This window comes from Caldicellulosiruptor kronotskyensis 2002, from assembly GCF_000166775.1.
Lineage (GTDB): Bacteria > Bacillota > Thermoanaerobacteria > Caldicellulosiruptorales > Caldicellulosiruptoraceae > Caldicellulosiruptor > Caldicellulosiruptor kronotskyensis.
In genome coordinates, this window is sequence record NC_014720.1 from 526,232 (window position 1) to 538,529 (window position 12,298).

At 32.1% G+C, this 12,298-nt stretch carries 11 protein-coding genes; 9 read left to right on the top strand and 2 right to left on the bottom strand.

Annotated features, from left to right (window positions below):
* Positions 1-18: 18 nt before the first annotated feature.
* Both CALKRO_RS02045 and CALKRO_RS02050 read right to left on the bottom strand, forming a co-directional pair.
* A complete protein-coding gene (locus CALKRO_RS02045; RefSeq protein WP_013429462.1) occupies positions 19-1,071 on the bottom strand; it encodes a hypothetical protein in 1,053 nt (350 codons plus the stop codon).
* A 76-nt stretch (positions 1,072-1,147) separates the two neighbouring features.
* Positions 1,148-1,675 (bottom strand): UPF0236 family transposase-like protein, encoded by a 528-nt coding sequence (locus tag CALKRO_RS02050; RefSeq protein ID WP_013429463.1) that lies wholly within the window; start codon positions 1,673-1,675, stop codon positions 1,148-1,150.
* 363 nt (positions 1,676-2,038) lie between these two features.
* On the opposite strand from CALKRO_RS02050, the gene CALKRO_RS02055 reads away from it, so the two are divergent.
* From CALKRO_RS02055 to CALKRO_RS02095, 9 genes are all read left to right on the top strand, one after another.
* Positions 2,039-3,754, top strand: coding sequence for a putative bifunctional diguanylate cyclase/phosphodiesterase (locus CALKRO_RS02055; RefSeq protein ID WP_013429464.1), 1,716 nt, complete (start codon positions 2,039-2,041; stop codon positions 3,752-3,754).
* 133 nt (positions 3,755-3,887) lie between these two features.
* Positions 3,888-5,783 (top strand): methyl-accepting chemotaxis protein, encoded by a 1,896-nt coding sequence (locus tag CALKRO_RS02060; protein ID WP_013429465.1) that lies wholly within the window; start codon positions 3,888-3,890, stop codon positions 5,781-5,783.
* 17 nt (positions 5,784-5,800) lie between these two features.
* Entirely contained in the window at positions 5,801-7,237 is a 1,437-nt protein-coding gene (locus CALKRO_RS02065) for a chemotaxis protein CheW (protein ID WP_013429466.1), read from the top strand.
* Positions 7,238-7,269: 32 nt separating this feature from the next.
* Complete coding sequence (locus tag CALKRO_RS02070; RefSeq protein WP_013429467.1) at positions 7,270-8,337, top strand: protein-glutamate methylesterase/protein-glutamine glutaminase; 1,068 nt, start codon at positions 7,270-7,272, stop codon at positions 8,335-8,337.
* Between the two features lie 21 nt (positions 8,338-8,358).
* A complete protein-coding gene (locus CALKRO_RS02075; RefSeq protein ID WP_013429468.1) occupies positions 8,359-8,721 on the top strand; it encodes a response regulator in 363 nt (120 codons plus the stop codon).
* A 6-nt stretch (positions 8,722-8,727) separates the two neighbouring features.
* The gene (locus CALKRO_RS02080) at positions 8,728-9,195 is read left to right on the top strand and encodes a chemotaxis protein CheX (RefSeq protein WP_013429469.1); all 468 of its coding nucleotides are present in this window, start codon (positions 8,728-8,730) and stop codon (positions 9,193-9,195) included.
* Positions 9,196-9,672: a chemotaxis protein CheX gene (locus CALKRO_RS02085; RefSeq protein WP_013429470.1), complete on the top strand. Its 477-nt coding sequence runs from the start codon at positions 9,196-9,198 to the stop codon at positions 9,670-9,672. It begins immediately after the preceding gene.
* Between the two features lie 3 nt (positions 9,673-9,675).
* Complete coding sequence (locus tag CALKRO_RS02090) at positions 9,676-10,515, top strand: CheR family methyltransferase (RefSeq protein WP_013429471.1); 840 nt, start codon at positions 9,676-9,678, stop codon at positions 10,513-10,515.
* 4 nt (positions 10,516-10,519) lie between these two features.
* On the top strand, positions 10,520-12,298 hold the full coding sequence (locus CALKRO_RS02095; protein ID WP_013429472.1) for a chemotaxis protein CheA: 1,779 nt from the start codon (positions 10,520-10,522) through the stop codon (positions 12,296-12,298).

Below are 12,298 nucleotides of genomic sequence, written 5' to 3' on the forward strand. Positions count from 1 at the left end.
TTTTAATTTTCTACAGCTTTATTTAATTTGCTGCATTTTTGAAACAAAATTTTCAATCAGTTTTAAAATACCAACTATATCTACTTGATTTGACTGAGTTTTTATCATGTTCTGAGGAATTTGAGGGAACTTTACATCGTTTCCTGTTTGAATATTTGAAATCTCCACTCTTGACAGAATGCCGCTGCCGGTTGAAGGCAGATTTTTTATTATTAACTTAACAATTTTGCCTGTCTTTTCGTCAATATAGAAGATAATCTTATAGTCATCTAATTTTAATGAAGCAATAATCTTAGACAAATAAATTTCAAGCTGTTTGGATATATCAGCAGATGATATTTTATTGACATCAATGTTCAGTGAACTTAATGCCTTTTTCTCATCATCAGTCAATGACTTTAAATAGATGTCAAACATAAGTTTAAGCTGAGAAATAACAGATTTTGAAGATGTAGATAAAAATTCTTTAAATGCAGGCTCTAATATCTTGCTTGGCAGGTTAGCGCTAAGCTGCCAGCAGGTTATCTTTTTTGAACCTACAGATGTTGTTGTCTTTACTGCGCTTTTTACAATTGAAGATGACTGAGAACCAAGATAGTTTAAAATGTTCTGATATAGCTTATTCACAGGTTGAGTAAGAGTACTGTCAATTATATTTATACTCATCCATAAATTTGTTGGTATGTTCAAATGAGTATATTTATTATCTTTTGGGTCAAGCCTATAAACATTTTGCCCGTTTATAAAAACAGCTTGATTTACATTGTCTTTTTTAGTCTGCACATAAAGTTTTTTATTTTTTCTGTCAAAAGCTATTTTGTATGTTTTCATATCGTTAATGGCAAGATTCAGACCATAACCAAGTGACTTTTGCCCGGATGATGAAGAAATTATGTCACAAGAAAGAGGCGAGTCAGGGTTTAGTATTTTTGCAAGCTCTGCTTTGAAACTTTTCTCAAGTAAAGATGTCTGTGATTGCTGATTTGATGCACCTAAAATGTAGGATACAGACATAGAAAGTAAAATTAAAACAACTAATAAGCTTGATATAAGTCTTAATAATCTTTTCATTTTTTCACCTCCCAAAATATCAATTGACTTAATTTTATCTTATATTTATTATATCACTTTTTCTGAAAAATGACTATTAGTTTTGTTTTTTTTCTTCTTTCTTTTTATCTTTAAAAACTTTATTTCTAATGGTTTGTGCGCTTATTTCGGTAGAGCTTGAGGCTTTAGCAAGTTCTTTTAAAACACCAGCAAAGGATTTGTGGATTCTAAAAAGACTTTTTATTTTTTCTTCATAATGCTGGCTGAGACGCTGATAACTATCAATTCCTAAAAATTTGTCTACGAGGTATGCATACTCACCGGTCTGTTTGTGCTGATAGTATCGTCTTTTGTAAACCACAACTGCATGAGGCATGAGGATAGTTCTATAATCTCTTTTTATATTTTTCCAATTTTCTTTGACATCTTCAGACTCCTTGATTTTGTCATCAAGTTTTTCAATTGAATAAACAATGATTTCAATCAATAGACTATAGAGAATTTTACTTACCTCTTCAGCAAACTTATCTAAGTCTTTTTGCCTTTCAAGCATCTGAGGTGCTTCTTTGAGCAAGTTTGTGAATCTTTCCAGAATAATTGCCTCTTTTTCATTCATTTCATACATACATCAAACCCCCATTTCAAATGCAATCTTATTTATTCAAGGTTAGTATAACAGCCACAGTCTTGGAAAAAGCCCGGTCAGGCACTCACCTACAAAAATTTTGTTATCGAAATTTTGTGTTTAAGTTGACATAAGCCCGTGGATGTTATTAATAACCAATAAAGTTTAATAATAGAATAACCAAAGAAAACAGATTAGTATACATAAGTTATAATTATAGTCAACTAATGTACTAATTCAAGAACAATATAAATTTCGAAACTATTTTAAAACCATTGAAATGGAATACAGAAAAGATTAAAATAAGTCTTGTATAAATAAAGAAAGTTTAAATTAATCATTTAGAAAGGATGAAAAAGATGTATGAGTGAATCTTCTAATGATTTTTGGATTAATAATTTTAAAAACATAATAGAAGGTAATTATGAAAGATTAGTACAATTAATTAAATCAGAAAGAGGATTTTGGCTCTATGATATAGAAAAAAAAGGAGTTTACATTTCAAACGGTTTTGAATACATTTCTATCCAAATAAATGGTAGCGTTAATTTTATCCAAGATGTAATGACTGAAAGTGAGTTTAAACATCTTAAAAAGCTTGTAAGAGACAGTATAGAAAAAGGTCAAAATGGTTTTTCGAGCAGAATAAAACTGAAGGATGGTAGATGGATTTTTGTATGTGCTACTATTTTATATAGTGAACAGGAGCCTTTAAAGATAGTTGGTACATTTGAGGATGTAACTCCACATGTTTCGTGTGATTTGAGATTAAGTAGATATATTGAACTTATAGCATATTATGATGAAATAACCGGTCTTCCTAACAGGAACTTTTTGAATGAAGTCTTGAGAGAAAAAATTGATAAGAGCAAAAAAGATAATTCTGGCTTTTGGGTAATATTTATAGAGGTAAGTAACTTTGGGTATATAAATGAGCTATTTGGTCATTCAGTAGGGGACGAGTTTTTAAAAGCTATAACATTTGAGATAAAAAAGTTTTTGCCAAGGGATTGGACATTTTGTAGATTTGGTGGAGATGAATTTGTTGTTTTGACATCAAACATACAGAGAACTTCTGTTGCAATGGTAGTTGAAAACCTCATAGAAAGATTTTCAAGACCATGGAATGTGATGGGAAAGTGGTTATATGCAAACATAAACGTTGGGATTTCAGGGTATCCGCAGGATGGAGAGTTTGCTGATACGCTTTTGAAGAATGCAGAGATTGCTCTGACCGAAGCTAAAAAACATGGAAGAGATTATGGAAAGAGCCAATATGAATTTTATAAAATCTCAATGGAAGAAGAGATTTTGAGAAGAGTTGAGATTGAGTCAGAAATTTCAAGAGGAATTCTGGAAAGACAGTTCTTTTTGGTTTATCAGCCGAAGGTATCTTATGATGGTAGAACGGTAGTCGGGTTTGAATCACTTCTTAGGTGGAACTCCCAAAAAGGAATTTTAACTCCGGACAAATTTATTCAAATTGCAGAAGAGAGCGGGCTTGTGTATGATTTGAACAGGCTTGTGCTTGATATTGTTTGTAAGGATATAAAGTACATTAAGCAAAAAACTTCAAAAACTATTCCTGTTGCTGTAAATTTGTCTGGTAAGGAATTTGCAATGTACAATATGATTGGAGTTTTAAATGAACGTTTAAAAACCCATAATCTTCTGCCTGAAGATATTGAAATTGAAGTTACAGAAAGAGCAATATTGAACAATGTGGAATTAACAAAACAAATTTTTAATAGCTTACATGAAAAAGGTATAAAAATATCTATAGATGACTTTGGTACAGGATATTCTTCATTTGAGCTTCTTCTGCAGCTTCCAATTTATGCTCTTAAAATTGATAAGAAATTTATTGATAAGATACAATTATTTGGCAATGAATATGTAATTGTAAAGAATATAATTTATATGGCAAAGGAAATGAATTTAAAGACAGTTGCAGAGGGTGTTGAAAATAAAGAACAATATGAGATATTGCGAGAGCTTGGTTGTGACCAATTTCAGGGTTATTATTTTTCAAAACCTGTAAATATAGAAGAGGTTGTAGTTTACAATAATGATAACTAATAATATATAAACAAAATTCCATTATTGTAAAAAAAAAAAAAAGTTTACAGGAACTCAAAAAGAGGGTATATATTTTTGTGAAAGATATTTTTAAATTGTCAATAAAAATTTTTGTAGGTGGGGAGGTTTGTATATGGAAAAGAAGCTTTTGAAGAATGATATTGCTACAACAAAGAAGGTTGAAAGCAAAAAACAAGCAGAGGAAAAGGCAAAAACAAAGGTACTTCTTCGTCAGCAACAGCTTTCAGAAAGACTTGCCGCTGCAGCAGCTCAGCTTATGGCGGGGATTGAAGAGTCAACTGCAGCTGTTGAGGAGCTAAATAAAAATGTTGAGCAGCTTGCGGCAGCTGCAGAAGAGACAGCGGCTGCTGTTGAAGAGTCAAAAACTGCAACAGATGAGATTAAAAAATCAGCAAACACAGCATTTCAAAATGCAATTGACCTTGTCGACAGGGCAAAGACGTTAAACATATCTGTTATGGACACAACACGAAAAATTCATGAAATTATTGAAGAAGTAAAGCTTTCTGCTTACAAAAAACTTCAGGCGAGCGAGTTTATGAAACAGCTGAACGAGTCTGCAAAGGATATAAATGATATTGTGATTTCGGTTGGAAAGATTGCTGACCAAATTAATCTTTTAGCGCTAAATGCTGCAATTGAAGCTGCAAGAGCTGGCGAGTATGGAAGAGGTTTTGCTGTTGTTGCTGATGAAATAAGAAATTTAGCTGAGGTTGTTGAAAAACTTACAGATTCAGTGAGCAAAAATGTCAATAAGATTAATGAAGAAATTCAGAATATAGATAATGAGATAAAAGAGTCTGTTGAGTATGAAAATTCAAAAGCAGCAACAGGTGAGGAAATTCTCACAAAACTTTTAGAGACAACAAGGATTTTCGAAAAAGTTTTAACAAATGCAAATGAAATACAAAAGTCTTCCCAGAGAACTTCGAATTCTATGGACGAGTTTTTAAAACTTATGACAAACATTGCTTCAGCATCAGAACAAATAGGAGCTGCAATTGAAGAGATAAGCCAGACAGTAAATGAACAGGTGAAAGCATACAAGATTGCAAGTGAAAAAGCAGAAGATTTGAATCAGCTGGCAGAAGAGATGAGAGTTTCAACTGCTGTAGAAAAGGATGCAACAAAAATTTCAGCATCATCTGATGAGCTTTCCTCAGCTGTTGAAGAAATTTCTCAGTCTTTGAGCCAGATAGCCGAGGCATTTTCTCAGGTTGAGAGTGGGTCAAAAATTCAGGTTGAAAACGCTAACCTTGCAAGGAACAACATAAATGAAATAGTAGTAGAATCAAGAAAGAATAAAGACCTTTCGAATGAGTTAAATGATATAATCAATACATTTAATGACCAGATGGGTGAGGTAATTGAAAAAACTGTAGGTCTTATATCAGATCTGTCAAATGTTTTAGAATCAAATAACAAGGTTTTGAAGTTTATTGAAAGTTTGGATAACTATATTGCTGATTTAGAAAAACTCATTGAGCAAATTTCTTTGGTAACTGTTCAGACAAATATGCTTTCTGTAAATGGATCAATTGAGGCAGCAAGAGCTGGAGAATATGGAAGAGGATTTTCTGTTGTTGCTAATGATGTTAGAAACTTAGCTTATGAATCATCTGAAAATGCTCAAAAGATGAAAGATATAGTAAAAAGTACTCAAAGGAAGGTTTTAAGATTTACAAGCGATATAGAAAATTTAACTCTTTCGACATCAAATATGGTAGAAAAGTCAAAACGAGACATAGAGATTTTAAACCAGACAATGGGTATGATAAAGGACATGAAACAAGCAACAAATTCTATCAACATGGAGATACTGCAGATCCAATCTGCTTTAGAGCAGCTTACAAAAGGAATAGAGAATATTTCAGCAGCAGCACAAGAAAACCTTGCATCACTTGAAGAAGCAACAAGAGCTGTAAATGAACAAAGACTTGGTGCTGATGAACTGCTTTCGGCTATACAGGATGTTGCAAGCTTGGCTGAAGAAATTTTAGCCATGTAGCGAAAGGATGATTGAGTATGAGCAAGATAGGAACACTTGACTTAAATGTAATTGTATTTCAGATAGGCAAGCAGAACTTTGCGTTTAGCCTTGACAATGTAAAGGAGATTATAAAGGTTCCATCTATCACTCCAGTTCCACTTACAAAAAGCCATGTTGCAGGACTTATAAATTTAAGAGGTGATGTTATTCCTGTTTTAAATTTAAGAGAAAAGTACGGAATAGAAAGTTACATTAAAAGTGAAGATGCAAGGATAATTATCATAGAAAAGAATAACGTAAAAATTGGTATGCTTGTTGACAAGGTTTTGAATATAAGCAGCATTGATCAATCGCAGGTAAACGAGTGTAAAGTTACAACAATTGAAGAGGTAAAGGCTGTTATTAAGCAGAAGGAAGAAGATAAGTTAATTACGTTCATTGACACTGACAAAATCCTTGAAGAGAACCTTGAACTTTCAGTTTTTCAGAAGATTAACATAGAATCGAGCATTTCAAAGACAGAGGAGACTGAACAAAAAGTGTTAAAACAGGAAAGGTATATTTTAGTCCAAATTGATGGTCAAAACTATGCACTTAATATTGCCAATATTCAAGAAATAATACGATTTTCTGATTTTTCAACAGTTCCATCTGAGAGTGAGGATATACTGGGTATTATAAATTTAAGAAACGAAATAATTCCTATTATTAACATTCAAAAACTACTTAAAGCAGAAAGCAAAGAAATAGATGATGAAACAAAGATTATCATAGCATATAATTCAGGGTTTAAATTTGGATTTATTGTTGACAAAATTTTGTCTGTAATTTCAGTTAACGAATATGAAATAAAACCACTTCCAACAATTGCAAACTATAAAGATATTTTTACTGGAACAATTAAATCTGATGAAAGAATGTTTATTATTTTGGGTATAAACAAAATTTTTGAAAAAGTTAGCAGTGCTATTTATGAAGAGATTAAAAATCAGGGAGAAGAGGCTTTGGAAATGTTGAAGACCAGTGATGAAAAACAGGTTGTGCTGTTTGAAATAAATAATCAGAAGTTTGCAATAGACATTCAGAAGGTAAAAGAAATAAATCGAATACCAAGTATTGTTAAAGTGCCAAACGAAAAAGTGTATTTAAAAGGAATTGCAAATTTGCGCGGAGACATTATAGCTATTATTGACCTTGGCATACTTTTATACGGTGAAGAGACACAAATTAATGATTCATCCAGAGTAATAATTGTTGAGCTAAGAGGGGAAAGATTTGGAATTCTGGCAAAGAAGGTATTGAGTGTTTCAAAGGTTTCTGCGGAAAATATTATTGAGGTTGATAACTCTATTGAAGATGATCAAATGCAAGAAAAATTAAGCAACTTGGATATAAAATATATAAAAGCTATAATAAAACATAACGATGATTTAATTATCCAAATTGACCCTGAGATAATTCTTGAAGAATAAAAAACTTGACAAAGGTTTAAGGAGTAAGGTTCATGATAAAAGTTTTAGTTGTTGACGACTCAGCTTTCATGCGAAAAAAGTTAACAGAGATTTTAGAAAGTGACCCTGAGATTGAAGTTATTGCAACTGCAAGGGATGGAGAGGATGCCATCAGAAAAGCTGAAGAGTATTTACCTGATGTGATAACTCTTGATATCAACATGCCAAGGATGGATGGGCTTACTGCACTGAGGATTTTGATGCAAAAAAAGATTGCACCAGTTGTGATGGTATCCTCTCTTACACAAGAAGGTGCTGAGATTACTTTAAAAGCTCTTGAAATGGGCGCATTTGATTTTGTTCCTAAACCTGGCGGAACTATTTCACTTGACATTGATAAGGTAAAAGAGGATATTATTGAAAAAGTCAGAGCTGCAGCAACATCTTCAAAAAAGTTTGTTGTCAGGAAAGAACTTGCCAAGAAAACCATGTTTGATGTATCTGCAAGGCCGACAATATCAACTCAACATGAAGAACAAAAGCCATTTAAAGCTATTGTTATAGGTATTTCAACAGGTGGGCCCAAAACAATTATGGATGTTTTGCCTTACCTTCCACCAAACTTGAACGCATGTGTATTTCTAATTCAGCATATGCCGCCTACTTTTACTGCTCAGTATGCAAAAAGACTCAATGAAAACTGCCAGATTGAAGTTATTGAGGCATCAGCTGGGATGAAAGTAGAAAAGTCAAAATGTTATGTAGGAAAAGGCGGATACCATCTTACTTTATACGGCACAAATATTGAAGATTTAAGGATAAGACTTACACAAAAACCAGAACATAGATTTATGCCATCTGTGGATGTATGTATGATGTCTGTACTGGAAAAGTTTCAGGAAAATACCATTGGGGTGCTTATGACGGGTATGGGTGATGATGGAGCTGATGCAATGGTGAAAATAAGACAAAGAGGCGGTATTACAATTGCAGAATCTGAAGAGACGGCAATTGTTTTTGGAATGCCGAGAGAGGCGATTTTGCGTGGTGGTGCTGATTATGTTCTTCCATCGTATAAAATAGCAGAAAAACTTATTGAGCTTATTGGGCAAGAAGATTAAAATAGGGAGGAGATAACAGTTATGAAAAGGATTATGATAGTTGATGATTCACCGATGATTCACAAACTTTTAAAAAAGGAGATAGAAAAATTAGGTCATGAAGTGTGTTTTTGTGCAACAAATGGGCAAGAAGCTGTTGAAAAGTATTTTGAACTAAAGCCAGACCTTATTTTCATGGACGTTACTATGCCAGTTTTAGAGGGTGATGCAGCGTACAATAAAATTATCGAAAAGGATAAATCATGTAAAGTTATATTTTTAAGTGCAATCGGGGATAAGGAACTTTTAAATGTGAATGACCCTTCAAATATAGTAGCAATTATAAGAAAGCCTTTCAAAAGTGAGGACATACAAAATGCTATAAATAAGGCGTTTGGGGGTTAGGCAAAAGTGATAGATGAAGCGTTGAATATAGCTGATGTTGTTTTGAAAAAAATAATCTCAGAAAATTTTAATATTGAAGCAAATAACAAACAAGAAATTGTTCCTGAACTTGATGAATTTTGGTACTCTGGTGTTGTTGGAGTTTTGGGCATTATGGGGGAAATTAAGGGGAGAGTAATAATAGGTATTGATTTTGAACTTTCCACATATTTTGTAAAAATGGTCTATGACCAGGATATTGTTACAAACAGTGATATCCTTGATGTTGCGTATGAGATTTTCAACATGATTGTAGGAAATACATTAGTTGAGTGCAAAAAAAGCTATAATACTATCTTGCGACCAACTCCACCTTCAATTTTTCTTGGTGACAATATGTTGATTGTTTCGCCCAAGATTCAAAGAAAGAAAATTGAGTATGCATTTGAGTATGGAAAAATGTTTATTGAGGTTGGTTTTGAAAGGGGTATTTAAATGGTGAATGAGAATATTATTGAAGCTGTAAAAAATGCAACCATTGCAATCCTGCAACAGTTTGGCGTAAGTGATATAAGGCTTTCTTATTATCAGCAAAAGGAAAATAATGAAAGTGACTATCCTGTAAATGTTACAATAGGATTTCTTGGGAAAATTAACGGATATGTGATAGTTGGACTGAATGAACACATAGCAGAAGAACTTGTTAGCATTATGACAGGTGGGTTTTTGAACACATTGGATGATCCCATGGCAAGAAGCACCATTTTGGAACTTGGTAATATGCTTTCTGCATATATTGCAAATAATATGTCTGCTGAACTTGGTGGTGAAAAGGTGGATATAACTCCTCCCACACTTGTTATGGGGAATGAAGTCTATATAATGATGACAAGATATGAATCTGTTGACATAAAATTTTCGACAGAAAAGGGTTCTATAGGTATTAATATAAGCGTATGGGGGAAAGATTAGTATATGATACAAGATATTGATGCTGCTTCGATTGACAAAATAAAAAGGTTTATTCTTGATAAAACTGGGATATACTTAAACGACCAGAAAATTAGTATTGTATTGCAAAAGTTAAAAAAGCAAATAAATGAAGGTACTATAAAAGATTTGAGTCATTTTTATTATAATCTTGTGACAGATGAAAAAGTTCTTCAAGATTTTATAAATTTTTTGACAGTAAATGAAACATACTTTTTTAGAGAGTTTGAACAATTAAAGGCTTTTGCAGAAGTGATACTACCTGAGGTTATAGAGTTTAAAAAGAAAAGTGGAGAAGATAGAATAAAAATATGGGTTGCGGGATGTGCAACAGGTGATGAAGCATATACAATTTCTATAATTTTAAATGAATTTTTAGAAGATGAGATTAAATTTGAGATTTTTGCATCTGACATTGATACAAAGGCATTAAAAATAGCAGAATTAGGCATCTATGAAATGAGAAATGTGAGATTTGTTCATCATCATTATTTGAATAGGTATTTTGATATTACAAATGATGGTAAGTTCAAAGTTAAGGACCAAATGAAGAGAAATATAAAGTTTATACATCACAATTTGGTTGATTTTGCTAAATACTTTATTTTTTCAAAATCTGATTTTATATTTTGCCGAAATGTTCTTATATACTTTGGTGATGAACAGAGAAAAAAAGTTATTGACAAGATGTATGAAATTTTAAACTGTGGAGGGTATCTTTTTTTAGGGCATTCAGAATCTGTTGGAAGGCTTTCTGACAAATTCAATGTAAGAAGAATAAATGATTATTTTTTCTATTATAAAGAATGCGAAAGTGGATGGTGATTTGATGAAAGTTGTAGTAAAAGAAGATGAACTTGAGATATTGGATGATTTTTTGTCAGAGTCGTGTGAGTATCTCAACAATATAGAAGCAGAAATTTTAGCATTGGAGGAAAGAGTTACCGATGAAGAGCTTGTGAACAGTTTATTTAGAAAATATCATTCTATAAAAGGATTGTCAGGATTTTTTGAAGGAATGAATGAATTTACAAAATTATGTCAGATTATTGAGGATGTGTTAGCAAAAATAAGAAACAGAACAATAAATGTTAGCAGTGACGTTATAGATTTTCTTCTTAAAGGAAGCGATGTTATAAAAAAGATTGTCTTTGGTCTCAGTGAGGTACGAAAAACTGGAGAGAGAAATATTGAGATTGAGGAAGAATTTAATTTAGAACTATTTGAAAAAGAAAAAGAAAGTCTTATAGAGACTGAAATTTTAAAGTCTAAGGTTGAAGAAAAAGAAACCAAGGATGAATATTTTGAAAAAGATTTTGAAGCAAAAGAGGAAGGCAATGAGGAATTTTCTGACAAAATTGAAAAGAAAGATAATATTGAAAAGATTATCGAATCGACAACATCAGCACTTTCTTCTGAGTTTAATGAAGTAAAAATTAGTTATGAAAAAATTGACGAAATGCTTGGGCTTGTTGGTGAGATTATAACAACTAAAAGCACGTTTTATTATCTTTCAAAAGAACTTGAAAAATATGATGTTGAACTTTCTAAAAAATTCAAAGAGCTTTTTCGTTTTATACATCGGACCTCTGAGATTCTTCAGGATAACATTATGAAGATAAGAATGATTCCTTTTGAGCTGGTTGTAAAAAGATTTAATAGACTTGTAAGAGAGACTGCTAAAAAGACAGGCAAGAAAGTTAAATTTATATTTACATGTAATGATGTGGTAATAGATAAAGGTGTTGCAGAAAAACTTAGCGAACCGCTTATGCACATAATCAGAAATTCTATAGACCATGGTATTGAAAGTGCTTCCGAAAGGAAGAAGATTGGCAAACCAGAGCATGGGAAAGTAGAGCTTATTTCATACTATAGGGGGCAGAACATTGTTATAGAGATAATTGATGATGGCAAAGGAATAGATATTGAAAGAGTAACACAAAAAGCAATAGAAAAGGGAATTTTATCTGAGGAAAAGGCAAAAAGTCTCACAGCCGATGAAGCAATAAAATTAATTTTTGAACCTGGGTTTTCTACAAAGGATATTGCAGATGAAATTTCTGGCAGAGGAGTAGGAATGGATGTTGTTAAAAATACTGTTGAAGCGTTAAAAGGAAAGGTTGAAGTTAAAACAGAAAAAAGTAAAGGAAGTAAATTCATACTTGAAATTCCAACAACAGCTGCTGTTTCACAGGGTATTGTAGTTGTTTATAATTCGCAAAAGTTTATAATACCATTCGAATATATTGAAGAAACTGTAAAAATAAGTATGAAAAATGTATATGGGTATGTTGATAAACTTATTATTGATGTAAGAGATGAACCAATTCCCCTTTATCCCATTTCATATGTGCTTTATCAGGAAGATTCTTGTAGTGAAGATGTTGTTAAAAGATTTACAAAAGATGATGAACTTTCAGTTGTAATTTTGAATATAAGGGGTGTAAAAATAGCTATATGTGTTGAAAAACTAATGCAAAATGAAGAATTTGTTTTAAAACCTCTTCCCAAGTTTCTGGAAAACAACAAACTTCTTTTAGGAACAACAATTGATTATGAAGGCAATGTGATACTTGTATTGAATCCAGAATATTTTAGGCTCTAA